This is a genomic window from Colwellia sp. BRX10-9 (assembly GCF_014077405.1).
GTDB lineage: Bacteria > Pseudomonadota > Gammaproteobacteria > Enterobacterales > Alteromonadaceae > Colwellia_A.
The window spans coordinates 1-26,594 of record NZ_JACGVV010000014.1 but is presented as its reverse complement, the minus strand read 5'-3'; the positions used below and the strand labels follow the sequence as shown (position 1 = coordinate 26,594).

General features: G+C 37.7%; 19 protein-coding genes. 15 read left to right on the top strand and 4 right to left on the bottom strand.

The window, feature by feature from the left end; translation table 11 throughout:
• The first annotated feature begins 28 nt into the window (after positions 1 to 28).
• The gene (locus H4J69_RS10005; protein WP_182214373.1) at positions 29 to 649 is read left to right on the top strand and encodes a LysE family translocator; all 621 of its coding nucleotides are present in this window, start codon (positions 29 to 31) and stop codon (positions 647 to 649) included.
• 114 nt (positions 650 to 763) lie between these two features.
• Here the strand turns inward: H4J69_RS10005 and H4J69_RS10000 are convergent, their stop codons facing one another.
• On the bottom strand, positions 764 to 1,798 hold the full coding sequence (locus H4J69_RS10000) for a succinylglutamate desuccinylase/aspartoacylase family protein (protein ID WP_182222132.1): 1,035 nt from the start codon (positions 1,796 to 1,798) through the stop codon (positions 764 to 766).
• 252 nt (positions 1,799 to 2,050) lie between these two features.
• On the opposite strand from H4J69_RS10000, the gene H4J69_RS09995 reads away from it, so the two are divergent.
• The 11 genes from H4J69_RS09995 (at position 2,051) to H4J69_RS09945 (ending at position 18,651) form a co-directional block, all read left to right on the top strand.
• Entirely contained in the window at positions 2,051 to 2,404 is a 354-nt protein-coding gene (locus tag H4J69_RS09995) for a hypothetical protein (protein ID WP_182222131.1), read from the top strand.
• A gap of 101 nt (positions 2,405 to 2,505) precedes the next feature.
• Complete coding sequence (gene recC / locus H4J69_RS09990; RefSeq protein WP_259367740.1) at positions 2,506 to 5,973, top strand: exodeoxyribonuclease V subunit gamma; 3,468 nt, start codon at positions 2,506 to 2,508, stop codon at positions 5,971 to 5,973.
• A complete protein-coding gene (recB, locus tag H4J69_RS09985) occupies positions 5,970 to 9,536 on the top strand; it encodes an exodeoxyribonuclease V subunit beta (protein WP_182244461.1) in 3,567 nt (1,188 codons plus the stop codon). The genes recC and recB overlap by 4 nt, the downstream gene beginning before the upstream one ends.
• Positions 9,537 to 9,540: 4 nt before the next feature.
• On the top strand, positions 9,541 to 11,502 hold the full coding sequence (recD, locus tag H4J69_RS09980; RefSeq protein WP_182244462.1) for an exodeoxyribonuclease V subunit alpha: 1,962 nt from the start codon (positions 9,541 to 9,543) through the stop codon (positions 11,500 to 11,502).
• A gap of 79 nt (positions 11,503 to 11,581) precedes the next feature.
• Positions 11,582 to 12,148, top strand: coding sequence for a DUF3087 family protein (locus H4J69_RS09975; RefSeq protein WP_182244463.1), 567 nt, complete (start codon positions 11,582 to 11,584; stop codon positions 12,146 to 12,148).
• Between the two features lie 70 nt (positions 12,149 to 12,218).
• Positions 12,219 to 12,488 (top strand): DUF5062 family protein, encoded by a 270-nt coding sequence (locus H4J69_RS09970; protein ID WP_070376721.1) that lies wholly within the window; start codon positions 12,219 to 12,221, stop codon positions 12,486 to 12,488.
• A gap of 72 nt (positions 12,489 to 12,560) precedes the next feature.
• Entirely contained in the window at positions 12,561 to 12,731 is a 171-nt protein-coding gene (locus H4J69_RS09965) for a DUF2986 domain-containing protein (protein ID WP_070376722.1), read from the top strand.
• A gap of 9 nt (positions 12,732 to 12,740) precedes the next feature.
• A complete protein-coding gene (locus tag H4J69_RS09960) occupies positions 12,741 to 13,580 on the top strand; it encodes a hypothetical protein (RefSeq protein ID WP_083278094.1) in 840 nt (279 codons plus the stop codon).
• A 125-nt stretch (positions 13,581 to 13,705) separates the two neighbouring features.
• Complete coding sequence (locus tag H4J69_RS09955) at positions 13,706 to 14,119, top strand: CBS domain-containing protein (protein WP_070376723.1); 414 nt, start codon at positions 13,706 to 13,708, stop codon at positions 14,117 to 14,119.
• 234 nt (positions 14,120 to 14,353) lie between these two features.
• Positions 14,354 to 18,253, top strand: coding sequence for an ATP-dependent RNA helicase HrpA (gene hrpA / locus H4J69_RS09950; RefSeq protein WP_404842428.1), 3,900 nt, complete (start codon positions 14,354 to 14,356; stop codon positions 18,251 to 18,253).
• A 98-nt stretch (positions 18,254 to 18,351) separates the two neighbouring features.
• On the top strand, positions 18,352 to 18,651 hold the full coding sequence (locus H4J69_RS09945; protein ID WP_070376724.1) for a PilZ domain-containing protein: 300 nt from the start codon (positions 18,352 to 18,354) through the stop codon (positions 18,649 to 18,651).
• A gap of 90 nt (positions 18,652 to 18,741) precedes the next feature.
• Here H4J69_RS09945 and H4J69_RS09940 read toward each other — a convergent pair whose 3' ends face one another.
• On the bottom strand, positions 18,742 to 19,932 hold the full coding sequence (locus H4J69_RS09940; protein ID WP_070376725.1) for a class I SAM-dependent methyltransferase: 1,191 nt from the start codon (positions 19,930 to 19,932) through the stop codon (positions 18,742 to 18,744).
• A gap of 112 nt (positions 19,933 to 20,044) precedes the next feature.
• On the opposite strand from H4J69_RS09940, the gene H4J69_RS09935 reads away from it, so the two are divergent.
• A complete protein-coding gene (locus H4J69_RS09935; protein WP_070376726.1) occupies positions 20,045 to 20,314 on the top strand; it encodes an acylphosphatase in 270 nt (89 codons plus the stop codon).
• Positions 20,315 to 20,372: 58 nt separating this feature from the next.
• On the top strand, positions 20,373 to 21,341 hold the full coding sequence (locus H4J69_RS09930; protein ID WP_182214384.1) for an NAD(P)H-quinone oxidoreductase: 969 nt from the start codon (positions 20,373 to 20,375) through the stop codon (positions 21,339 to 21,341).
• A gap of 13 nt (positions 21,342 to 21,354) precedes the next feature.
• Here the strand turns inward: H4J69_RS09930 and H4J69_RS09925 are convergent, their stop codons facing one another.
• Complete coding sequence (locus tag H4J69_RS09925; RefSeq protein WP_182214386.1) at positions 21,355 to 22,140, bottom strand: PEP-CTERM sorting domain-containing protein; 786 nt, start codon at positions 22,138 to 22,140, stop codon at positions 21,355 to 21,357.
• A gap of 320 nt (positions 22,141 to 22,460) precedes the next feature.
• On the opposite strand from H4J69_RS09925, the gene prsT reads away from it, so the two are divergent.
• Positions 22,461 to 25,292, top strand: coding sequence for an XrtA/PEP-CTERM system TPR-repeat protein PrsT (prsT, locus tag H4J69_RS09920; protein WP_182214387.1), 2,832 nt, complete (start codon positions 22,461 to 22,463; stop codon positions 25,290 to 25,292).
• A 16-nt stretch (positions 25,293 to 25,308) separates the two neighbouring features.
• On the opposite strand, the gene H4J69_RS09915 is transcribed toward prsT, so the two are convergent.
• A complete protein-coding gene (locus H4J69_RS09915) occupies positions 25,309 to 26,280 on the bottom strand; it encodes an integron integrase (RefSeq protein ID WP_182214389.1) in 972 nt (323 codons plus the stop codon).
• Between the last annotated feature and the right edge of the window lie 314 nt (positions 26,281 to 26,594).

Sequence of the window (26,594 nt, the reverse complement as noted above, 5' to 3'; positions counted from 1 at the left end):
GCCAAATTTTACTTAGATAGTTACCCTGATGATTGATTACACCACTTTAGTTATATTCATACCAACATTCTTCTTTGTTAGTATTACCCCTGGAATGTGTATGACATTAGCCCTAACACTCGGCATGAGTATTGGTGTAAAAAGAACCTTGTGGATGATGCTAGGAGAACTCATTGGCGTTGCTGCAGTGGCTATTGCAGCGGTTGTTGGTGTTGCTTCAGTCATGCTTAAATATCCCGATGTCTTTGCTGTAGTAAAATATATCGGCGGAGCCTATTTGGTTTATGTTGGTGTACAAATGTGGTTGTCAAAGGGGCGAATGTCGCTAAGCAGTGCCCAAGAGCCTGCGAATATAGGGCGACTTACCTTATTTAATCAAGGCTTGTTTACCGCTATTTCAAATCCTAAAGGGTGGGCATTTATGGTTTCACTCCTACCACCGTTTATTAATACTCAATTGGCAATAACTCCTCAGTTAATGGTTTTAGTTGCTGTGATTATGGTTTCAGAGTTTACTTGTATGATGTTATATGCAAGTGGTGGTAAAACGCTGAGAATTTTCCTCTCGAAGGGAGATAACGTCAAACTTATGAATCGAATAGCAGGAACACTTATGGCCGGGGTAGGGGTTTGGTTAGCACTAAGTTAATCCTTGTTAAAAAGAGCATTATCATTTTTGGAGCTATTTAGCCCTATTTACTAGGGCACTGTTATTATTATCCAGCTCATAATAAACGTTATCTTTTACTCTTTGGGCCGTTGACTAAACTTTTATCACGTAAAATAAGCAATCATTTAAAGCGATGTTTTTATTTTCAGTTGCCATAAAAATGCGTAAATCAACGGCACAGGTTAAAATGTTTTTACGACAGCTAAAATGATCATCAATCACATTATTTCCATGCTCGTCAATGAGAACAAAATTATCAAGTCCTTTGTCATCAACCCAGCCTAACATTTGATCTTTTCGAGAAATACCATAGTTAAGTTGTTCAATATTTGATTTTATACAAACACCACTAAAGCCTTCATCGTGATCACCATAAGTTAAAGGGGTGTGTGGTTTTAACTCTAAACGTAATGGTCGATAAATAATATCAACCGCTCTATTTTGTTGGAAGGTTTTAGCTTGTTTATTTAAGGTCAGCTGCTTTAAACCTTGGTAAGCAACATGATGAGACTGTTCGTCCTTGCTACCGCCACATTTTACCGTGATCATTGGGCAATCAAACTTTCGTTCCATTAATGTTCCCAATTGTAAGCCTGATAATATAAGGGTCTGGCAAAAATAAGACGTTATTGATAACACCTCAGGCGTTATCATCGGTGCTATAGCAAACGCAGGTCCAGACCCTGCACAATTATGCAAGTCAACAAGAAGTTCTGGATTAACCTCTTTTATGGCTTTCTCTATCAGTAAAGCTCGTTGACAAAAGCCACAATCTGGAATTTTATCACCAGAAAAACAGCGATTAATATCTTTACCGCCATCAAGATAACGACGACTAAATAACGGCGAAATATTAGCGGCCTCAACCGAGCAAATAATAAAGCGGACATTGGTTGTTGGCACAGGTAGTTGCTCATTAGCCGTTAACCAACGATGCATGGCAATTAACCCAGAAGGTTCATTGCCATGTAATAGTGTGGTAAATACCCGACATTTATCTTGATCACTGCCGGTAATATCAATTACTGTAGGCCCGGTCAATGTCATTAAAAACTGTATATAATCGGCTTTTAGTAAAAGAGAACCTGGATTTTTTAAATAGGTGATTTCATCAAAATCTATGTCCATTAGCGATTTCCAATATCCTGTTTGTGTAAGTGGTAGTCATTAAAGATACTTAACTTTGTCAGCAAAGTGTCTCTCTAAGGCGGTACAATGAATTAGCATGTCACAACTTGGGGTAAGTCTTTGTTGATTAGGGTCAATAATGATGAGAAAAGCATGAATTATTTTTATGAAAAGTGTTTATTTAAAACAAACTAATAAAAGTTACTCGTTTATATGTTTGTCGAAAGAAAATTTTTCAACTAACCTTAATTTATGACTTCATTTGAGTCTTTGGCTATGGGACATTTTCATATACCGAGTAAATCGAATTTTGACATGGCAAAGTTTGCCGCGGTGATCAGTTACTTTACCGTTATTGGTTGGTGTATTGCGATACTGCTATATAGTGGTAATCGGTCAAGTTTTTCTACTTTTCATTTAAAACAATCTTTAGGCCTAGTATTAACTTTTACGCTTTTGTCCTTTATTCCTCTTATTGGCTGGGCAGCCAGTGTTTTTGTATTTATTATCTGGTTGATGGCTATCTATTATGCAATATTAGGTGAAAAATATTCGGTGCCTTTTTTAGGTGAATATTTTCAAAGACATCTAGACTTTATTCAATAAAACTAGCCGTTTCACCACAATAACTTAGCTGATTTTTATAGCTTTATTGGTATTGTTATGCTTAAATTTAGGCAGAAAATATTGCACCTAAGGCCTTCATATTGTTCTATCTTTATCCTGCTAATAAAATGGAAAATTTATTAGCACTTCTCGATAAAATCCAACAGGTTTCACCACTTCCTATTTTCAGCCAAGAAATGATTGTTGTGCAAAATGCCGGTATGCAGCATTGGCTTAATATGTCGTTAGCCCAACAACGCGGCATCAGCATGAATATCAGTTATGCCTTGCCGTCACAGTTTTTATGGAAACTGGTCAGAAGCATGGCAAGTGATGAAGATGTTCCCGATCAATCGCCATTCTCTCGTGAAGTACTTTCATGGCGAATAGATCAGTTACTCGCTAGTGCAGTTGTTATACAAGACCCTGATTTTTCCAGTGCAAGCCAATACTGGTTAGGGGCCGCTACTGATGAAGATGACTTAGCCAATAGATCTGTTGGCGAATCTGAAAAAATAAAGCAAGACAACCCAAGAGTATTTACCGAACAGCAAACCTTGAAACGCTATCAACTTGCTTGTCAATTAGCTGATTTATATGAGCAATATTTGATTTTTAGGCCTCAGTGGATTAATGATTGGCATCAAGGTAAGAGCAGCCAAAGTTTTGTTAATAAAGAACAAGCGTTAGCCGTTGAAAAATGGCAAGCAAAATTATGGCAATTGTTAACGCAAGAGCAAAGTTATAACCCGCTTGAGTTAGTCAATAAAGCCATTGAAAATATTGTTAGCAAAAAGCACTTATTGCCACCGCGCTTATCTTTTTTTGGTATCAATGCGATGGCGCCAATGTGGTTATCGTTTATTGAAGCGATAAGTGAACATCTTGATGTACATTTTTTCCATCTTAATCCCTGTTTTGATTATTGGGGCGATATACAATCAGAAAAACAAGCGATTAATCTACTCTCAAAATGGGTCGTCGGGCACGATGATATTACCGTAAATGTTGGTAACCCTTTGTTAGCTAATTTAGGTCAGCAGGGCCGCGAGTTTATGGCCTTGCTTAACGATTATTCAACGGTAAATATTGAAGTTTTTGATGCGGTTGAACAAAGTGATGGAGCAGAAAATATATCGGTTTTGCAGCAAGTTCAACAAGACATTTTAACGTTAACTGATCAAAGAAGCACCGCCAAAAACCAACAAGACAACTCGATTGTTTTTTCCAGCGCACACAGCGCATTACGTGAAGTACAAGGCTTGCACGACTGGTTACTGCATCAGTTTAATGATGATAAAACCTTAACCCCTAAAGATGTATTAGTGATGTGCCCACAAGTTGAACAATATGCCCCTTATGTTAGTGCTGTATTTGCACGAGGCTGGCAAGACTTAGCGGATAAAATCCCGCCATTACCTTGTTCTATTGCCGACCGGGTAAGCAAAGATGCAGAGCCCGTTGTTGCCGCTTTTACCCAATTACTGAGTTTACCCGATAGTCGTTTTCAAGTTTCCCAAATCATTGGCATGTTACGTTTACCTGCCATGCAAAATAAATTTTCAATCAGTCTTGAAGAGCTAGACAAAATGTCTGCTTGGCTTGAACAAGCTTGTGTGCATTGGGGCGTTGACCAGCAACATAAGCAACAGGTCTTACATAGCCTCGAAGTTAATAATGCTTTTACCTGGCAACAAGGTTTGTCACGATTAATGCGTGGCTTTGCTTTTTCTGACCGTTCAATATATGTAGATGAACAACTATATTTACCAAATGTCGAGGGCAACGATGCCATTTTACTGGGTAAGTTAATGTTGATTATCGAGCAATTACAGCATTTTTCCCAACAACTTGGCCAAGATAAATCAGCCAATCAGTGGCAACAATTTTTATTAACGATGTTAAATAGTCTTTTTGAAGTAACCGACGAAATGGCCTTTAACGTTATTGACCAAGCGATCGGCTCTTTGGCCGAATACTGTCAACATGCCAATTATCAGCCCAATATCAGTTTGAGTGTGGTACGTGACTTTCTGACAAATCATTTTAGTCAGCCCGATCCTGGTCGGCAATTTATGGTTGGGCAGATAACCTTTTGCTCGATGTTACCGATGCGCAGTATTCCCTTTAAAGTGATTGCTATTTTAGGCTTGAACGATGGCGAATTTCCTCGACAACGCCAACCGCTAGGTTTTGATCTTATGGCGAGTAGTAAAAGCGAATTGGGTGACAGATCGCGCCGTGGTGACGACAGATACTTGTTTTTAGAAGCCATTATATCGGCGCGACAGTCATTATATTTAAGCTATCAAGGCCGTAATATTCGCAATAATAATGAAAAGCAGCCATCGGTTGTCCTGAAAGAATTGATGGAATATTTAGAAGCAGGCTATGGCTGGCAGTTACATAATGCTGAGGCTGGCAATGACGAAAATGGTAATGGTGATCGATCTTCAGATATTAAACAATTACCCATGCAAGCATTCAGTGAGCATAACTATTTAGGCAAATTTAAAAGCTTTGACCCTAATTGGTTGAAACTTAAATCAGCTAAAAAAATCCAACAAAGCGATGCTTTATTGTTACCACTTTCGATCATTGCTGATGATGATCCTAAAGTTGTCGATATTAATGAACTGATCCGCTTTTTTCAGCATCCGGCAAAAGCCTTTGCTCAACGACACTTGCAGTTGTTCTTTGAAAGCCACGAAACACAACTTGATGATACTGAACCATTCAGTGAAAACTTCTTGCAGAGTTATTTGTTACGTCAACAGCTGTTAGCGCTTTATCTCGTGGGTAGCAGCGAAGATGAGATTTCTTCTGCGGTAAGTGCGGCAGGGGTGAGCGGCGTTTTTCCTGATTTACCCAGTACCCATGATAGTCTAGAGCGCTGGCGTGATGACAGTGAAACCTTTAGTGAATTCATTCAAAGTCAAAGCCAATTAACCAACGACAGCTTACCGATAACGTTTATCAATACCGAGCTTGATGTGGTACTTACCGATAACAGTCATTTTACCCTCAGTGCTAATTTCCCGGTGCAAGCGGACAGCTTAATGTTTTATCGCAGCTCTTCGGCAAAAGGCAAAGACTTGTTTGGCCTTTATCTACATCAAATTATTATGCAGTGCTGGCAAGCAAATACCTCGAACTTAAATGCGGCTCATTTAACCGAAGAGCAAAATATGCTTGCGCAGGTGAATGTCACTAAAGGTTTTTATTTTGATACTAAAAATCAAAAACCAACACAGTACCGTTTTAGTAAAATAGACAATGCCCAGGCACAACTCGCTTTTATTGTTGATACCTATCTTAAAGGGCAACAGCAAGCTTTATTACTTAATACTGAATTGATTGAAAAATTCTTTAAAGCTAAAGCCTTTGCGCAAAGTAGTTTTGAAAAACTATGGTCTGACAGTGGCAGTATGCTTAGCGTGGTAAAACCCCTAGGACAAGACCCTTATATGCATTATTTCTGGCAGCAATGTCCTGAATTTTCCGAGTACCAATCAACATTCACCGCACTTTATCAACCGATGTGGCAAGCTCAGGAGCAAATAAAATGAAGATGAATAATCTTATTGCTCACCAGATCCCGTTGCAGGGTAAGCACTTAATTGAAGCCAGTGCCGGTACCGGTAAAACCTTTAATATCACCCGCTTGTATTTACGGCTATTACTCGAAAAGCAATTGCCTGTTGAACAAATACTGGTTATGACCTTTACCAAAGATGCGACCGAAGAGCTACGTGGCCGTATCGATAGTTTTATTCGCCAAGCGCTTAACCATTGGGACGAGTTAATTGTCAGCGATGAGTTCTTTAGCGCGATAAGTCAGCACATTGATGAAAAGTCGGCAAAGATACGTTTGCGCCAAGCATTGTTATATTTAGATGAAGCGGCAATATTAACCATACATGGCTTTTGTAAACGGGTGTTAAGCCAACATGCCTTTGCTAGTGGTGTGGCCTTTAACGCGCAAATGGAAACTAATTGCCAAGATTTAGTGCTACAAGCTTGCCAAGATTGGTATCGAGTATTGGCAAAAGATAGTCCTGAACACTTTAAGCAAGTGATGCAGTTTTGGCCAAATCCGTTAAACTTTCTCAGTCAATTCTCTAAAGCTATTAGTAAACATAATGCGCTTGATGTCGTCAATGTTACTGCAATAGAGCAGTTATTTACCGAATTAGTACAGCAAGCGGTTTATAACCTCGAGAACAATCTACCACTGCTGACTCAGTACCTTATTGATGTTAAAAAAGGCAGTGAACGTGAAAAACGCCAACAAGAGCTTGACTCATTAATACAATGGTTACATCGACTTGCTGAAGATCTGCGTGTTGCTGATGAAAAAATGCCAGATGGTTTTATTGATGGCAAGCGTTACGCGCGCTCGGTGGGTAAAATTGAACTGTTAGCGGTATTTGAACCCGTAAAAATGGTTAAAGCTGAATTGAAATCCCTGGCTAAAAAAATTGAAAAAGCCAAGGCACTGGTCATTGTCCGCGAAGGTATTTATCAAATACGTGCCAATATCACAGAACAAAAAAGCACCACCAATATTTTAAGTTTTGACGATCTTATTTCAACCTTGGCCAATTGCTTACAAGCGAAAAGCAGTAACGCACAAGTCCTAGCACAAACCCTATTTGAACAATATCCGGTGGCGTTAGTTGATGAATTCCAAGATACCGATCCCTTACAATTCTCGATACTAGAAGCCATATATTATCACCAAAGTACGGCCGCTTTATACATGATAGGCGACCCCAAGCAAGCGATTTATGGTTTTCGAGGGGGCGATGTTTTTGCATATTTATCTGCCCGAAAAGATTGTGACCAACAGTGGTTAATGGATACTAATTGGCGGTCAACACCAGCAATGATCGCTGGCTATAACCGCTTATTTTATGGCGAAGCGATCACCGATAAAGTTGATGTTACTCAAGGGAATAGTCGGGTGTTTGGTTACGATATTCCCTATATTCCGGTAAAAGCTTCACCGCCAGCACTTATTAAATATAAAGCAATTACCGATAACGCCTTACAATTTGTGCATTTTGTTGATGAAGAAGCAAAAAAATCGGTTGCTCAAAGTTTTCGCCCAGTGATGGCCACTTGGTGTGCCAATGAAATTATCAATTTACTTGCCGCGCCTACTAACGAAAATAACCATAAATTAAGCTCAAAAGATATTGCTATTTTAGTGCGTGATGGCGCTGAAGCACGTGATATAAAACAAGCGTTAGAACAGGCTAATTTAGCGTCAGTCTTTATGAGTAATCGCGCTAACTTAATAAAAAGTGAGCAAACAGAGCAATTGATACAGCTGCTAAAAGGGATCTTGTTTGTTGAAAATGAACGCTACTTTAGTGCTGCCATTGCCTGTGATTTACTCGACTATCACCCTGAAAAATATCGTGGATTACAAGAAAACGAACTTGCTTGGCAAGCATTGAAATTTGATTTTGAGCAACTACGTAATGAATGGTTGTATAAAGGTTTTATTTCGATGGCATTAAAATTAATGCATGATCATTTTTGTATCGCCGATGAAAACCAAGATCGCATTTTAACCAATTTATTGCATTTATTTGAAATACTGCAAACGGCCAGTCAACGCCACCGTCAACCACAAGAATTACTTTATTGGCTTGAACAACAAAGTCGGGTTGACGACCCTGAAATTGAAGCCGAGTTACGCTTAGAAAGTGATGATAATTTAATACGCATTATTACCCAGCATGGCTCAAAAGGTTTAGAATACCCGGTGGTGTTTGTTCCTTTTGCCACCCGTCATAAAGACCCACTTAAGTTCGGTGCAAGCTCGGTGACCTTTATTGAGTATCATGATGAAAACCATCAGCTAAAATTAAGTTTAGATGGCTCTGACCATGCTAAGGAGTCAATGGCCAATGAGGCTTACGCTGAAGCCATTCGGCTATTATATGTTGCGGTAACCCGAGCAGAAAAACGTTGTTATATCTTAACAACCGCTTTTGATAAAGCCGAGCATTCGCCACTGGGCAGAGCGTTAAAGTGGCAAAGTCAGCAAGATATTGAAGAAAACTTACGCCAACTGGTTAATGATGAACCTAACAACATCAGTTTAGTGACCCTATCATCATTAGAAAACGCCAGTGAGCTTATTGCTCAACAAGCGCCATTAGCGGAAGTTAGTGATAAAACCGGTCAAGTTGCTCACTTTAACGGTAAAATAGAACGCGATTGGTGGCTAAGTTCATTTTCAGCCTTAAGTCGAAATTTACGTCACGGCGGTGTATCTTCGCCTGATCGAGATAACCCACTCGAAAAAAATAGCATGACTGAGCTTCAATCTAGTGCAATGCAAGCGAGTAGTTTATTACGCTTTAATTTAGCAAAAGGTGCTCATACGGGTAATTTATTGCATGATATTTTAGAACATACCGATTTTAATGCCCCCGACTGGCAAGAAGCTATGCATTGGCCTTTGCAAAAGTACGGAGAATTAACTGCGGGTTATCAAGCTGAAGATCTGCAGAGTTGGTTAGCGCAAATGATTAATTCGCCGTTGGGTGATAGCGCATTAGAGATTGATAATAGCGAGCCCTTTAGCTTAGCTGACTTAAAGCAAACAAAAACACTGCGAGAAAGTGAATTTTATTATCCAATGTGCTCAGCGAGTACTGATAAATTAACCCAGATATTGTCGAAACATCGAAATACGCACAGTCAATCAACACAGCAATCAATTGTTCGCTTACCGGCATACCAGCAGTTAAAAGGTATGATGCACGGTTTTATCGATTTGATTTTTGAGCATAATAATAAATATTATATCTGTGATTATAAGTCCAGCCACTTAGGCAATGATTTTAGTGACTATAACCAGCAAGCAATGAAAGAGAATATTGAAAAAAATCACTATGACTTACAATACTTGATTTATGCGTTAGCCTTGCACCGTTATTTAAGTCACAGCTTAGATAATTACGACGTAGAACAGCATTTTGGCGGCACTTACTATTTATATTTACGGGGTATGACTGACCAAGTTGAACACATTAATTGTGGTGTTTACTATCGAAAAATCGAGGCGCACGAACTTGCCGCACTTGATCAATTGTTTTTAGGAGTTGAATAAGCATATGGCAGTGTTATATAAGCAGTTCAGTCATGCTCAACAGCAGCTTAATAATATTGAAGCGGTTGACTACTTTTTTGCAAAAGAAATTCAACAAAGCCTAGTTAATCGCGACAAGCATAACAATAATGACAACCAACAACTTTTTCACTTACTGATTGCCCTCAGTGAAAGCCTTAGGGCAGGCCATAGTTGTTTACCTTTAGCCACCATCGCGAGTACACGCTTTGGTTACAGCTGCGATAAACAAGGTATTGTTACTCATAACGGTTTTACCTTTGCTGAGCAACCACAGCTAGTCAGCTTATGTGAACAGTTGTCTATTATGGCTGATGATAACCATGCTATTGTTTTTTATGAAAATAACCTGTATTTACGTCGTTATTACCATTTTGAGCAAGAGTTACTGACTTTTATTTCAGCAAAAAGTGCTCAAGCCAAGGATTCAAATGTACAAACATTTGACGCCGTTGATATTAAAAACTGTTTAGCAACACTCTTTCCACAGCAACAGTCAGCAGATGATAACGATGAAATAGATTGGCAAATGGTTGCGGTCGCCAATGCCATTAATAAAAAATTCAGTATTATCGCTGGCGGGCCAGGCACAGGTAAAACCTATACGGTGACTAAGTTGTTAGCAGCTTTGGTGATGTTAAACTCAAGCTCAAGCTCAAATGAAAAGCCCAATGCAGACTTAAAGATAGCCTTGGTAGCGCCAACGGGTAAGGCGGCTCAGCGTTTATCTGAATCAGTCACTAATGCTTTGCAAGGATTTACAGGACAAATAAGCGCAGCGGTTTTATCAAAAATACCGCAAGAGGCACAAACGCTGCATCGACTCTTAGGTGTTATTCCTAACAGTGTTAACTTTCGCCATCACCAAGACAATTTACTGAATATTGATGTGCTGTTAATTGACGAAGTGTCAATGGTCGATTTGGCGTTAATGGTAAGAGTTTTTAGAGCTTTACCTAGCCATTGCCAAATCATACTTTTAGGCGACGCTGATCAACTGCCGTCCGTTGCTGCTGGTAGCGTACTTAACGATTTAGCACCTAAGCCTCATCGTGGCTACAGCCCCGAGAATCATCAATATTTAAGCCAAGTCAGCCAATGTGCAAACTTACCTCAGTGGAAAAAGTCGCCAAAATCATCAGGGTTGACCCTAGCCGCAGATCACGTGGTGTTTCTTGACAAAAGTAGACGTTTTGATGGTGAAGGTGGGATCGGAAAAATAGCGAGCCATGTTATTAATGGTCGCTTTAGCGAAAGTTGGCAATTATTAACAGAAAAACCAGTTATAGATAATAATCACCAAGACGTGCCTCAGTCTGGGAATACCTTATGCTTACTCGAAGGTAAAACTAGTTCTTGGTTAACGGCATTCGTCAGTGAGTATTACGCGCCCATTTTCGCGCAAAAAACAGTGTCTGCTGCCTTTAAACAATTACAAAAATTTCGTATCTTATGCGCAACACGTGTTGGTGAGCATGGGGTTGAGTCGTTAAACGAACAAGTACAAAATATACTGATTAAACGCGGTGATATTAATGCTTTTGATACTCGCTATTGCGGGCAACCTATTATGATCAATGTTAATAATTATTCACTAGGTTTATACAACGGCGATATTGGTTTATTGTGGAAAAATGAGTTGGGCCATTTAATGGCTGTTTTTGAGCAAGCAGACAATGAATATAAGTGGGTGAATCCGGCGCGTTTACCTCAGCATGAAACCGTTTATGCGATGACCATTCATAAAACTCAAGGAAGTGAGTTCGAACATGTTGTGATGGTATTACCGGAACAAACTGATAATAAATTACTTTCTAGGGAATTAATGTATACCGCTATTACTCGGGCTAAGAAAAAACTGAGTATAGCTACCTTAGCGAATGTTTGGCGACAAGGAGTCACGACAAAAACAACACGCTATTCAGGTGTCGACCTCTATAAAAAATAAAGCTAGAGAATAGGGTTTACTGAAAGAAATTACGTTAGAATAACGTTTTAATTTTAGTAACCCATTAATAAGTTGTACCATGACGTTAAAAGACATAGATAAAAAAGCTTATCGCAGTAAGCTTAATCAAGTGATTGTTGGTTTTATTGTTACCTTCGCAATATTAGCCATTGCTTTTGGTGGTATATTGATTGCGGTATTTGCTGAGCCCTTAGCGCTTGATACCATGGCTCACGCGAGTATGAATACCGCGATAGAGTCGGGCCAGCAAACCAGTAACTTTCGTTATAACTTTTTAGGCGTTATTCTGGCATTGTTAACGTGTGCTGGGATACTAAGACAATTAAAAAACACCCCTTTTTTTAATGAAATTTATTATGTTTGGCAACTTAAACAAACGCAAAATATTATTTATCGTCGTTTGAAAAAAATTAAACAAGCGAGTGTTAATGGTGATGAAAGTGCCTTAATTATTTTGAAATTTTATTATGCTAGCCTAAAGCAACTTTATTTATTAGATGACAATACACTGACTATGTCGTCGTTAGAGGCTGATATTACTCATCTTGAGGGATTAATCACTCAACATGGAAAAGAAATTACTACCGAGCAGTTTACCAAAGTGTTACTTTCAAGCTATAAATAACGAATCGACCTTGATGGCAGTAAATTAAATGCCTTTTACTTTGATGTGAAGCCACAATAAAAGAAGCCCAATGAAAAAACCTAAAAAGTTAAAGAATGAAACCGCTTTATTAAAAAAAGCGATTGAAGTTGGCGAAAAATATGCGATGAACCGAGGTTATAATGGTTTTTCTGCCACCAATGCTTCAAAAGACAAGGTTGAAAGCTTGTACCGTCTATTGGTTAACGACAAGCTTATTCAAGCTTCGCCTGCTGATGGTGAAGACTTGCTTAGTATGAAACACCGATTAGCAATGTGGATAGCAAAGCAATTACCCGAAGACCATCCATTACTTAAGTAATAAATGCCTATTTTAATGATAGGGTCTGTGCGTTTAAATAACGCTTTATAAATTTAAATATAGAAAAATAAAATGAATCGTAAGAAAAAAATAAATGCCGCGTTAAAAAGTAAGCAGAAAAAAGCCAATGCTAAATTACATACCAGCAACAAGCCCCGTTATGTTTCAAAAGCTGAACGAGCACTTTTAGAAGGAAAAGAAGCGGCTGTTCAAACAACTGATGAACCGCAACTTACTGAGTAATTATTGGTTATGCTAGCTAAACTATTAAATATTATAAAACCGGCGAGTAAAATTGATGTAAGTGATGCCATTGACCAAGATAGTCATCAATGGATCCTCGATACTTTTTCTTGGGCGCTTACACATTTTGATGTTGCAGAGTTTAAAAACAATAGTCAGCTTGTATTACCTAATAATCAATTTTATCAAGGTAGTGTAACTAGTGTTCATGAAATGGCACTGAGTATTTTTAAACAAACAACCACCTATGCTGGTATGCAGCAGTGGCCCATTATATTGATCACACCAGAGCAGTTTTTTGCGGGTACTCAGCAAATAACCATTCCACCGTTTAATATGGTTGACCATTGTCGTGGTGACAATACGCCCTTTGCTAAATTAAGTGAAGAAGATACAGCGAAGCTCCAACAACAGCCGATCATGCTTTCTTATGGCGAAAATCAAGTTAATCAGCCACAAGATCTTATTTCGTCGATTGTACAAAACCTTGCGAATATCCTGATTGTTCAACAAGCTAGTTTACCACCAGGTGGCAAAGAGTTTATTCCTCAAGCCGTTGATGTTATCGCTTGTTTTATGGGCTTTGGTATTATATTTAGTAACACAGCTTATCAATTTAGAGGCGGCTGTGGCTCGTGTAATAATCCTAATGCAAACCGTCAGTCGGCATTGCCAGAAAATGAAACAGTGCATGCTTTAGCGCTATTTTGTTTGCTTAAAGCGATAAGACCTAACGCGGTAAAACCTCATTTAAAATCACATTTACGAAAACAATTTTCGCTTTCCTATCATGCTTTAACAAACACCATAAAAAATTCTCCGGATCCCGTTTTACTGTCTTTACTTTAATCAAGCTATGTTTATTAAAAATAAAAAAATTATTTTCACTAAATTCATGATTTATTAAATAAAAGCGTCTACAGTTATTTTTATTGGTTGGGCATTTTATTTTTGATTTTAGTGAGGTAATAACTATGTTGAGTATCCAAGTAAAAGACTATATGAACCACTATCCAGTTACTTTTACTTCAGAAATGGTGGTTGAAGAGGCGGCGTTGCGCTTTTTAAAAACAAAGCAAATTGGTGGTCCAGTGATCGATGGTAATAATCGTGTTATTGGTTTTCTCTCTGAAAGTGATGTTTTAGCAACAATGCTACAGACGATTTATCATAATGAACATGTGAGTGATGTTGCCGCATTGATGCGCAAAGAAGTATTATCAGTTAAACCCTCTGACAGTGTCATAGAACTTGCGCAAAGCATGTTACAGAATAAACCTAAAGTTTATCCAGTGGTAGACGAAGATGGTATTTTACTGGGTACTATATGTCGTAATGATGTTCTATACGGTATTGATCAATATACTCGAAGTACCTTTAAACCTTAGTCAGCTGAGTTAATTTCACACTGTCTATTTGTACCACTTGATTGAAGTGGTACAGACTTAATAAAGCTGGTAAAATTATTTTTTGCTATTTTGTTTGGGTCAACCTTGTCTTCTGAAAAATCTATTACTACCTCTTCTGAATCTCAGCGCAGCCAAGTTATTAACATTGATAAGCTTTTTAGCCGCCTTGGATTGTGTTTTAAATCTGATCAGTTTCGTTTGAAAAAGCGCTTAATGTCGAGTAAGAAAATCACTGATAGTGACAAAAAGCAAAAATCACTCAGTCAAATTTCTGCCCATATTGATGAGTCAATCGAAAAAAAGCAGCGTAAAATTCAGAATGTTCCAAAAATCACCTATCCAGAAGATTTGCCGGTATCACAAAATTCTGACGTTATTGCTAAAGCGATAACTGAAAACCAAGTGATTATTATTGCGGGTGAAACAGGCTCGGGCAAAACGACTCAAATTCCAAAAATATGTCTTGCTTTAGGTCGCGGTATCGACGGCATGATTGGTCATACTCAGCCACGTCGTATTGCGGCGCGAACAGTTGCTACACGTATTGCTGATGAATTATCGACAACATTAGGCGACGCGGTTGGTTATAAAGTCCGTTTTAATGACTTAGTGAGTGAAAATAGCTATATAAAATTAATGACCGACGGTATTTTATTGGCAGAAATGCAACATGACCGTTTACTGCGAAAATACGATACGATTATTATTGATGAAGCGCATGAACGTAGTTTAAATATAGACTTTTTATTGGGGTATTTGCGCGAAATATTACCTAAACGTCCTGATTTAAAAATCATTATTACTTCGGCAACCATCGACCCAGAAAGATTTTCACAGCATTTTGCTTCAGCAGACGGCAAACCCGCGCCTATTATTGAAGTCTCGGGGCGAACATTCCCTGTTGAAATCCTCTATCGTCCGCTTAATGGCGACAATAATGATGAAACAGAAGAAGTAAGTAGTAACGATATCATTAGTGGTATTTTGCAAGCCGTTGACGAACTTGGTCATATCAGCCAAGGCGATATTCTTATTTTTCTTAATGGCGAGCGCGAAATACGAGACGCCGCATTAGCCTTAGAAAGAGCAAATTTACGACACACCCAAGTGTTGCCTTTATATTCACGGTTAACGGTACAAGAACAAAATAGAATTTTTAAACCACACAGTGGCCGTAATATTGTGCTCGCCACTAACGTTGCAGAAACCAGCTTAACCGTACCAGGTATCAAATATGTTATTGACCCGGGTACCGCGCGTATTTCTCGTTACAGTTACCGCACTAAAGTACAGCGTTTGCCTATAGAAGCTATTTCTCAAGCCAGTGCTAATCAAAGAGCAGGGCGTTGTGGTCGTGTTTCAGCGGGTGTATGTTTACGTTTATACAGTGAAGAGGACTTTCTTGGTCGCCCTGAATTTACTGATCCTGAAATATTGCGTACTAATTTAGCGACAGTTATTTTACAAATGCTGGCGCTTGATCTCGGCGAAATCAGTGACTTTCCTTTTGTTCAGCCACCGGACAGTCGTAATATTAATGACGGTGTTTCATTGCTTGAAGAATTAGCGGCGATAGAAAAACAGCAAAACAAAGTGGTATTAACCAAAGCGGGACGGATGTTAGCAAAATTCCCCACCGATCCACGTTTATCAAAAATGATTCTGTCAGCTATTGATTTAGGCTGTATTGAGCAAATTTTTATTATTGTTAGTGCGGTAAGTATTCAAGATCCGCGTGAACGTCCCCATGAAAAACAGCAAGCGGCAGATGAAAAACATAATCGCTTTAAAGACAAAGAATCTGACTTTATCAGCTTGCTTAATTTGTGGCACTACATTCAACAGCAACAAAAAGCGCTGACTAATAACCAATTTCGAAATATGTGTAAAAAAGAGTTTTTAGCTTATATGCGTATTCGTGAATGGCAAGACATCTTTAGTCAGCTTAAACATACACTGCGCGATTTAAACATTCCAATGAGCGGAGTTGAATATACTCCGCCATCATTAGATGCTAATAATACCGATGTAAGTAAAAAAACTGAGCCACTAGAAAGTAATAATAACAATATTATTCACCAAGCTATTTTGTCAGGTTTACTCAGTCATTTAGGGCAACTTGACGAAAACAGAGAATATAAAGGTGCACGCAATAGCCGATTCTTCATATTTCCGGGGTCGGGTGTCGCAAAGAAATCACCTAAGTGGATAATGGCAACTGAATTGGTTGAAACCAGCCGTTTGTTTGCCCGTATGGTCGCAAAGATAGACCCACAATGGATAGAGCCTTTAGCTGAACATCTTATTAAGCGCAATTATAGCGAACCGCACTGGGAGAAAAAGCAAGGTGCGGTAATGGCTTTTGAACAAGTGATGCTATATGGCCTGACCATAGTTGCGAAAAGAAAGATCAGCTTCAATCATATTGAACCTCATACCTGCCGTGAGATATTTATTCGTGAAGCATTAGTCAATGGTGATAGCACCCTTAATGAAAAATTTTATCAGCAAAATCACCAACTAGTTGCGAGCATTGAGAAGTTAGAGCAAAAAGCTCGCCGTAAAGACTTTTTAGTAGATGAAGAACGTTTAGTTGAGTTCTATGATGAAAAGTTACCAGAAACCATTATTTGCCAACGTAGTTTTTTGTCATGGTGGAAAAAGTCTAAACAAAAAAATGCTCAGTTACTTAATTTTACCGAAGCCTTTTTATTAAACGAAACGGCTAAAGTATTATCGGCCAACGATTATCCTGATGTTTGGCATCAAGGTAATTTGACCTTGCCGTTAAGTTATCATTTTACCCCAGGCGATATAGATGATGGAATAAGCTTACATATTCCTGTTGGTATTTTGAATCAAATTGAAAATCGTGATTTTGATTGGTTAATTCCAGCATTGCGACTAGAGCTTATTATTGCCTTGATCAAAGGCTTACCTAAATCTTCACGAAGAAATTTTGTGCCGGCTCCTAACTACGCAGAAGCTTGTTTGTCAGTGATTAGTGAGGAGGACGGTAAGTTAGTTGCCGCTGTTGAAAAACATTTATTAAGAATGACGGGGGTGCGTTTACCCGAAGATATTTGGCAAGATGTTGAATTGCCCATTCACCTAACGATGAATTTTAAGGTGATTGACGAAAAAGGAGTGCTTATTAATCAAAGCCGGAAGCTTGAACAGTTAAAAGCCTCTTTGCAAGGAAAAGTAAAAGCATCAATTAAGAAAGTGGCTGATAAAGGAATAGAACGTGAACAAATTACTAGCTGGGATTTCAACAACATTCCCAAAGGCTATGAAAAAAATATTGCTAATATCACCATAAAAGCTTTTCCAGCCTTAGTTGATAAAAATAAAACGGTTGCTATAGAATTATTTGAACAAGAAAGTCTTGCTGAGCAAGCGATGGTTAATGGTGTGAGTCGTTTAATTTTATTAAATATACCTTCTCCAGTTAAATATCTACAACAAAAATTGCCTAATAAAGCTAAGTTAAGCCTATATTTTAACCCTTTTGGTTCAATACCTGATTTATTAGACGATTGTATACTCGCTGCTTGCCAGCACTTGGTGAAAGAGCATGGCGACATACCACGTAACCAAAATGATTTTGAAAAAGCTAAAGACCATGTTCGTGCTGAACTTGCCGACTGTGTGCTCGTGTCAGCATTAAAAGTAGAAAAAGTATTAACCTTAACCCATGAAATAGGGAAAAAACTAAAGGGTCGAATGTCTTTAGAGGTTATTCAAGCACAAGCCGACATTAAAGAACAACTTGGCTTACTGGTGTTTAAAGGTTTTGTGACCGCTTCTGGTCATCAACGATTAGAAGATATTGCGCGTTACTTACAAGCGATGTTAAGACGTATGGAAAAGCTGCCGGTTGATCCCAACCAAGACCGATTGAAAATGTTAGAGGTTGCGAAAGTAAATGATGTTTATTTAGCGTTGCTTGCCAAACAGAGCAAAGGCAAGCCTATTGTTGATGACATTTTAGCGGTTCGCTGGATGATAGAAGAATTTCGTGTTTCGATATTTGCGCAAAATTTAAAGACAGCTTATCCGGTCTCTGCAAAGCGAATTTTAAATCATTTGAAAGAAATTTCAGCAGATTAAGTCGATTTAATCAACAATTCAAGTTTGAAATTTGACACTAAACACTACAATGGGTATAAAAGAGACAATAAAAATTTAAATAATAATATGGAGTAGTAATGGTTAACTTTGATGATAAACGAGATTTCTATCGGATGATGTTAAATAGTGATGTAACCGTGACCATTATCGACGATGAAGCGAACAGTCAAATATTAGCGACTTGTCGAGACTTAAGTGCGACTGGTATGGCGATTGAAATGACGCATCCTTTAGAGCTTAATACCCATGTTAAAGTTAGTGTGCGGTCTGCGAGCAGCAATGTTCAACCGTTGGAAGTTTCAGGGAAAATAGTACGCGTCACCGAAGAGGGTGAAGAGTGCTTTTTAATTGGAATTAATATTGCCGAAATAGATTAAAGACTGAGCCTTAACTAGGCAATAAAAAAACTAATAAAAAACGAGCACTAAGTGCTCGTTTTTTATTTTAAGACAGTCACAAAAAGTGAGCTAACTTACTTGGCAGACTAAGCCTTTCAAATAATAACCTTCTGGGTAGTTACTCGATATTGGATGATCACCAGCTTGTTGCAAGCGCTCAACAAAGTGCACCTCGCGACGAGCATCAAGAGCGGCATCAGCAACTACTTTTTGAAATAGGCTTGCTTCCATTAAACCAGAGCAAGAAAAGGTCAGTAATATACCGTTTGGCTTGAGTAATTGCATAGCAAGCATATTAATGTCTTTGTAACCACGACATGCACCGGTTAGTTGTGCTTTTGATTCAACAAATTTAGGTGGGTCTAAAATTATCATATCAAACTGACGTTTTTCTTCGCGATATTGTCTGAGTAACTTAAATACATCTGCTTTAACAAAAGAAACATTCTTGTCTTGCAGGTTATTAAGGGCAATATTTTCTTCGGCTAAGTCGAGTGCCGATTGAGAAACATCAACATTGATAACTTCTTTAGCGTCATTTGCTGCACAATGTAAGGCGAATGTTCCGGTATAAGAAAAACAATTAAGGACTGATTTATTTTTAGCATATCGACCTGCAGTCACACGAGAATCACGTTGATCTAAATAAAAACCTGTTTTATGGCCTTTTGCGATATCAACATTAATCGATAAACCATGCTCTTTAATCACACATGCGGTTGACTCAAGTGGCTCTGTTAACCAACCTGTGATTGGCTCTAATCCTTCTTTTTTACGTACGTCAACATCAGAGCGTTCGTAGATGCTACATTGAGGATAGAGCTCTTTAATCACTTCAACTAAGGTATAACGTTGAAAGTCGGCACCGGCACTTAATAGTTGGCAAACAATTAAGTTATCGTATTTATCAATAGTTATACCGGGTAAACCGTCAGATTCACCAGCAATTAAACGATAACCGGTTAAACCGCCTTGTTCGATAAACCATTCACGTCTAGATTGAGCACTTATTAATTTTTTACGAAAAAATTCACTGTCAATTTCTTCATTTTCATTAAAGCTCCAAACTCTAACTCGAATCTGTGATTCTGGCGAGTAAGCACCGCGAGCAAGCCATTTTTCCTTGTGATCAAAGACATCAACGGTATCGCCTAACATCGGATTTCCCTTGATTTTATTAATCGCTTGAGAAAATATCCAAGGATGTTTTCGTAATAAAGACTTCTCTCGGCTTACTTTTAAATAAATTCTTGCTGACATGTGACTATACTTAATGAATTGGTAAATGAAATTGCGCAGAGTGTAGTCAATGCCAAGCTCGGGTGCAATCTTCACGTTAAGTTATTTCAGTCTACGTTAAGGAACAATAAGTATGAATGTTAGTTATATCGCCCATGTTAGCGGAAAAGTACAAGGGGTTTATTTTCGTGCGTCTAGCCAACAAGTCGCTATTGATTATGGTTTAAGTGGTTATGCAAAAAATTTGGATGATGGGGATGTAGAAATTTTAATTTGCGGTGAAGAAAAAGACGTAGATAAAATGTTAGCATGGCTCGCGTACGGACCACCAGAAGCTGAAGTGGTAAGTATGGAGAAAAAACAAGTTAAATGGCAACAACATAACTTTTTCGCGATTAGCTAATCTACTGTGTAGATAATTACCCGTAAAACGAACAAGCGTTTACAATTTAGAGGTTTTCTTGAAATATATTAACGTAACAAGCGATGAGCAGTTAACTTTTGCTGAAACACCCGTACCTGAGTTTTCGGCAGATGAGTGCTTAATTCGTGTAAAAGCTATTGGCGTGAACCGAGCCGATATTTTGCAGCGACAAGGAAAATATCCAGCCCCTAAAGGCGAGTCTACTATTTTAGGACTGGAGGTTTGTGGTGAAATTGTTGCTTGTGGTAGGGCGGTAAATAACTGGAAAATTAATGACAAAGTTTTTGGTTTGGTTGCTGGCGGTGGTTACGCAGAATATGTTGTTATAAAATCTAGCCAGTTATTTTATCTGCCTACTACCTTTACTTTTGAACAAGGTGCAGCTTGCGCAGAAACGTTTCTAACGGCCTACCAAAGTCTATTCTCAATTGCCCAGTTACAACCTAAGCAATCAGTGTTGATACATGCTGGTGCCAGTGGTGTTGGCTGTGCTGCTATTACACTTGCCAAAGCGAAAGACTGTTTTGTTGTTGTGACCGCTGGCAGTGAAGAAAAATGCCAAGCGTGTTTAAAATTAGGTGCAGATGTTGCGATTAACTACCATCAAAATTCTTTTGAACAATGGAAAAAAGCAAACGTTCCCGATGGCTTTAATGTCATTATTGATGTAGTGGGCGGAGATTACTTACAGAGAAACATAAATGTCGCCGCAGTTGATGGTCACATTGTTATTCTGTCTATTTTACAAGGCCGCTACTGCGAAAAAATTGACATAGGTAAGATGCTTTCAAACCGAGTCACTATTACAGCTTCAACATTACGAAACAGGAGCAATGATTATAAAGCTGAATTAGTGGCTAACTTCAAAGAAGACTTTGGCAAGTTACTTTGCGCAGGGCAGTTATTACCGGTAATTGATACTTGCTATTCATGGGGAAATGCCGATAAAGCCCATCAACGTATGTTGGAGAATGGTAATATCGGCAAGTTAGTACTAATGGTTTAATAACTAATGTTAATTAGTTATTAGTAGAGATTTTTGTTTTAATTCGTTGCTTACGACGAGCACCTAATCCTAATAAACCTAGAGCTAAAATTGCTAAACTAGCAGGCTCTGGTACAGAAGTAGTTGAGTCGCCTGCACAGCCAGCCACTTTGTCACATAAGCCACCAAAAAAGGTAATGTGTGACAAGCCAAAATTCTTTCCATTTTGAGCATTAGGGGGAGTAACCCAATCGCCACTGGTTACTGATGCAGCTAAGTTCATACAAGCATAATTTAAGTTTGCGCCATCTGCAGCTTCATTACCAGCGTCACAAATAGAGTTATTGACACTATTATCTTCAATTAGCCAATGCAAGCGAAAGTCATTACTTGCTTTTGCTACCCAAAAACGTATATCCGGATACTTATATACGCCTTTGTTGAAAGTCCAAGTACCTGTTTTGTTTTCTTCTGTATTTCCAGGAATAGAAAACGCCCAATCTTCTTCTGCCACGTCGTCCTTATATGGGTCATATTCATAATATGTGGAATTATCTAATATTGATTTACTAGAATCTTCATCATCAATATCAAACTTGGCAATAATATTAGATAGATACTGTGTACCATTAGTACCATCTACCACAGATATTACGCATTCAGATTCAGTATTTGGGAGATAGTAATTACATTCATTATACCCAGTTATTAATGCAGATACTTGGGTATAGCCAGCAAAGCTATTAAATGAAACTAAAGCTAGTGATGATATTATCATTAGCTTTGTTGTGTGTTTTTTAATACAACGGAAAATTGTCATTCTTAACTTCCAAATTATATGATAAATCTTGTACATGATGCTTACAATCAATGCAATAACTAAGCCGTAAAAAAAATATAGATTTAAAACAAGGTGATGTAGGCGTTAGGGCCCAGTTTTATCCTATTTCTCTAGAGTGTTGTAAAATATCCTGACAGTGTATTATGCTTGAGCAATATAGTTAAGCTAATAAATTGCTTTTTCATGAAAAGATTATAGCGCAATATTTATCTTATTAACGAGTAGATAATGGTTTTTATTGAAATGTTTACTGATAAAAAGCACAATCATCCTTGTCTTTTAAATTGTTCGAGAAGTTAATGGTGCGTCACGTTTTTATACCCAAAATATTTTTATTTTTATTTTTAATAACTTTTCAGCAAGTAGCTCAGGGGAATGATAAAGATGTGCTTGAACAAGCTAATATCGCTTTTAAAGATAACCGCCATAATGAAGCGCTCATTCATCTTAAAAACTTAACCCAAAAAGAACCCAATAATTTAGCGGCAAGGCTTTTAATGGCTGAGGTACTTATTGCTTTTGGCAAAGGGGCTACTGCAGAAGTTGAACTCAATTTTGCTGAAAATTTAGGGGCAGACAAAAACCGAACATTCTTGCTGTTTGCGGAAGCTTATTTATTACAAGGTAAATACCATGACACCATCAATCACCTAGACAAACAGGTACAAGATGAAATACTCGAAGCCAAAATCTTTGTTTTGCGAGGCCATGCACAACTAGGCTTGCGACAGTTAACATTGTCAGCAGAACGTTACCAACAAGCGTTATTGCTTAATGCGGCTAATACTGATGCAAAATTAGGTTTAGCACAGGTGGCTTTAAATTATTATCGCTATGATGAAGCACAAACATATGTTGATGATGTACTCAGCGGTTTTTTTCCTCCAGTGAATGCTTGGATATTAAAAGCGAGTATCCACCAAAATATAGCTGAATTAGATATTGCTTTTAAAGCTATAAATAATGCTTTATTAGAAAACCCTAATCATATTCAGGCACTTATTTTACGTGCTAGTTTATATATAGAGTTTATTGAATACGAGAGCGCAAAAAAAGATATTGCAACTGTGCTTGAGCTTATCCCTTATGAACCTAAGGCCATGTTCTTATCAGCAATGATTGAAACCAGAGAAGACGAAAATTCAAATGCTAGGGAAAAACTTTCAAAATTAAGTGAATCATTGTCAACGCTTGACAATGATACCTTGGATAATAACCCTAGTTATTATTATTTGGCCAGTGTTGTGGCTTTTCAGCAAAACAATTATGAAGCAGCTGATCAATATATTAAAAATTATTTAAATATTGATCGCTTGAATATTAAAGCGATGACCTTCTCAGCGACAATTCACATCGCCATGAAAAACTATACCGCGGCATTGTCAGTATTGAATAAAGCCAATTTACAAAAAGAAAATAACCCTAAAGTTATCTCTCTTTTAGGGTTGGTCAGTTCTGAGCTTAAGCAATATGAGAAAGCAAAGTTTTACTTTCAAAAAGTTATTGAATTACTACCTGACTCATCGATTGCCTCGCAACAGTTAGCAAAAAATAGTATTGATATGGGGGCGTATCAACAGGCCATAGATACCTTGCTTTCAATCAACGCTTCATCGGAGTATCAGTCAACCATTAGTTTTTTATTGGTGCAAGCCTATGTAAAGTCAGGGCAAATGACTAAAGCGGTAGCGCTTGCTGAAAAATTAGTTAAAGCACAACCAGATAATAAAGAGTTCCTTCATCATCTCGGTTTTATTTATCAAATAGTGGGTGATTATAATAAAGCAAAACAAGCATTCGAACATGCTCTTAGTATCGACGCTTTACACATTAAATCACTGATTAGTTTGGCAGAAACACTACTTGCGACGGGCAAAATAAAAGCATCGTTTGAATTATTAGAGCAAGCACTTTTAAAACAAGAAAATAATAAAGAACTCATTAGCGCTTTAGGGAAGAATTATACTCAAACCAGACAATTTAAAGAGTCAATCGTTTGGTTTAAGAGGGCTTATAATATAGAACCCAATAATAAAGACTTACTTAAACAATTGTCTTTTAGCTACATGGCGGCAGGCGAACCCGTCGAAGCAATAGAAATAATAGAAAGTTATTTATCTAATCATGAACAAACGGCTGATTTATTTGTATTACTAGGCAATTACTATCAGCAACAAAACAATTTTGACAAAGCACTGCAAAGCTTCAACAATGCTATAAAATTTGATGGTGATAAAGGGAAGGTCTATTTTTATATAGCCCAATTTTACCAAGCAAATAATAAACCAGATGATGCCCTTGAAGCCTATAAAAAGTCTATTGCCTGGTCTGAAAATAAGCAGATACCGTTAGTGGCGGCAAGTCAGTTTTTGAATCAACAGAAAAAACCTCTTGAAGCGATTAAACTTGCTAATGATTTTTTAGAAAGTTATTCAACTAAATTACAGATGATTTTGGCGCATTCTTATTATTTGTCTGGCCAATATGATAATGCCGAAAAGAGTTATAAAAAGACATTAGCATTAACACCACCTCAAGATGAATATCATGACAATATTGTCGTTGGTTTAAGTCTGGTGTATCAAGCACAAAAACGAAATAGCAAAGCAACTCAGCTATTGACAAAGTATTTGAACAAAGAGCCGATGAATTTTTTAATGAATTCTTCGCTAGCAGAAATTTATATGATTAATGAGCAGTGGAAAAAAGCTTACGATATTTATATTTTGTTGTTAACGAAATATGCACAACAAGCCGTATTACATAATAATGCAGCGTTTGCTGCTTTGAATTTAGCCTTGTATGATGAGGCAGAAAAGCATAGTTTAGCGTCTTTAGCTATTACAAAAAACCACCCTGATTCCCTCGATACACTTGGCTGGATTTATTATCATACTCAAGAATTTGATAAAGCACTGCCACTATTTCGCCAAGCGCTTGCACTAGATTACTCTAAAATTGAAATTAAATATCATTTAGCGTTAACCCTCAAAGCGCTTAATCGAGAAAAAGAGGCTTTTAATACCTTATTAGAAGTGGTTAATAGTAAACGTGATTTTCCAGAGAAAAAAGAGGCTCAACAATGGTTAAAATTATGGGCTGATGCTTTACGTACTGATAATGATATTTAGATATCATTATTATGCTCTAAAGCAAGTCAGATAAAGGGCTTCGAACACCATTAGCGCCATGCTCAAGTACATGGGTATAAATTTGGGTTGTACGTAAATCGCTGTGCCCTAGTTGTTCTTGAACTGTTCTTATATCAGCCCCTCTTTGCAATAAATGCGTAGCAAATGAATGCCTTAAAGTATGACAAGTTATTACCTTATTTAACTTCAATTGATTTGCTGCTTTTTTAACTGACTTTTGAATACTACTTTCATTGAGGTGATGCCGACTAAGATATTTGAATTCTGGTTCAATACTTAATCGAGCAGAAGGAAATAAATATTGCCACTTGAATTCTTTTGCGGCATTGGGGTATTTGCGATTAAGAGCATTTGGAATCCAGACACCTTTATAGTCAATATTTTCTATATCGCTAGTATGATATTTATTAGTCCTTTGAATTTGACGGTACAGTTCAGGTATAAGCTCAGTGGCGAGGGTAACTCGACGATGTTTGTTCCCTTTACCGTTCCAAACTGCGATACAGTGATAATTAAAGTCTATATCTTGTACTCTTAAACGAATAGCCTCCATTAGCCTTAAGCCACTACCATATAAGAGGCTTACTAATAAATGATGTTGTGAGGGTATTTTTGATAGAAGTTTCATTACTTCTGTGGGTGTAAGCACATCAGGTAATTTTCTAGGCCGGCGGCTTAAGTTAAAGTTTAGCTTTAAACTTAATTCGTTTTTTAAAATTTCTTTGTATAAAAAAGCTAATGCATTCAGTGCAAGTGACTGGGTAGCTGTTGAAACGTTTTGTTGATTAACTAAATAACTGAGAAATCTCTCAACTTCGATATCCCCCATGAGTGCAGGGTGAGTTTTATTTGAGTAATTTATAAAATACTTTATCCAATGAATATAAGTTTCTATGGTTCTTTTCGCGTATCTTAAGTTACGCATATGCTCTTCGATACTCATTAAAAAAGGCGATTTAGCGTCCATAATATAAAATCCATTTACTGTTGTTATATACAGCTTAGCTGGTGTTCGGTTCTTTTGCCAATATACCGAAAGATTCGGTGTTGCACCTTTTGAAATATTTAATAATAATAAAATGTTAGTGTTGTTATTATGTTGTAAAGTATGATGATTGTAACTTTAAATAAACAAGGAATGCTAAGTGTTATATATTGCTTAGTTTTTCGGTCTAATAAGTGACTATGGTGTCAATTATTAATTCTGATTCCTTTCAGGGTCCCACATGACACCATCCCTCACCATAGAATTAAGAATAATAATCATCTTACGAACGCAGG

Excerpts from the sequence above, each read along its gene's own strand:
- H4J69_RS09955 (WP_070376723.1), top strand. The coding sequence starts at position 13,706 with ATGTTGAGTATCCAAGTAAAAGACTATATGAACCACTATCCAGTTACT.
- hrpA (WP_404842428.1), top strand. The coding sequence starts at position 14,354 with ATGTCGAGTAAGAAAATCACTGATAGTGACAAAAAGCAAAAATCACTC.
- recD (WP_182244462.1), top strand. The coding sequence starts at position 9,541 with ATGGCAGTGTTATATAAGCAGTTCAGTCATGCTCAACAGCAGCTTAAT.
- H4J69_RS09960 (WP_083278094.1), top strand. The coding sequence starts at position 12,741 with ATGCTAGCTAAACTATTAAATATTATAAAACCGGCGAGTAAAATTGAT.
- H4J69_RS09935 (WP_070376726.1), top strand. The coding sequence starts at position 20,045 with ATGAATGTTAGTTATATCGCCCATGTTAGCGGAAAAGTACAAGGGGTT.
- H4J69_RS10000 (WP_182222132.1), bottom strand. The coding sequence starts at position 1,798 with ATGGACATAGATTTTGATGAAATCACCTATTTAAAAAATCCAGGTTCT.
- H4J69_RS09915 (WP_182214389.1), bottom strand. The coding sequence starts at position 26,280 with ATGGACGCTAAATCGCCTTTTTTAATGAGTATCGAAGAGCATATGCGT.
- H4J69_RS09970 (WP_070376721.1), top strand. The coding sequence starts at position 12,219 with ATGAAAAAACCTAAAAAGTTAAAGAATGAAACCGCTTTATTAAAAAAA.
- prsT (WP_182214387.1), top strand. The coding sequence starts at position 22,461 with ATGGTGCGTCACGTTTTTATACCCAAAATATTTTTATTTTTATTTTTA.
- H4J69_RS09945 (WP_070376724.1), top strand. The coding sequence starts at position 18,352 with ATGGTTAACTTTGATGATAAACGAGATTTCTATCGGATGATGTTAAAT.
- H4J69_RS10005 (WP_182214373.1), top strand. The coding sequence starts at position 29 with ATGATTGATTACACCACTTTAGTTATATTCATACCAACATTCTTCTTT.
- H4J69_RS09925 (WP_182214386.1), bottom strand. The coding sequence starts at position 22,140 with ATGACAATTTTCCGTTGTATTAAAAAACACACAACAAAGCTAATGATA.
- H4J69_RS09995 (WP_182222131.1), top strand. The coding sequence starts at position 2,051 with ATGACTTCATTTGAGTCTTTGGCTATGGGACATTTTCATATACCGAGT.
- recB (WP_182244461.1), top strand. The coding sequence starts at position 5,970 with ATGAAGATGAATAATCTTATTGCTCACCAGATCCCGTTGCAGGGTAAG.
- H4J69_RS09965 (WP_070376722.1), top strand. The coding sequence starts at position 12,561 with ATGAATCGTAAGAAAAAAATAAATGCCGCGTTAAAAAGTAAGCAGAAA.
- H4J69_RS09975 (WP_182244463.1), top strand. The coding sequence starts at position 11,582 with ATGACGTTAAAAGACATAGATAAAAAAGCTTATCGCAGTAAGCTTAAT.
- H4J69_RS09940 (WP_070376725.1), bottom strand. The coding sequence starts at position 19,932 with ATGTCAGCAAGAATTTATTTAAAAGTAAGCCGAGAGAAGTCTTTATTA.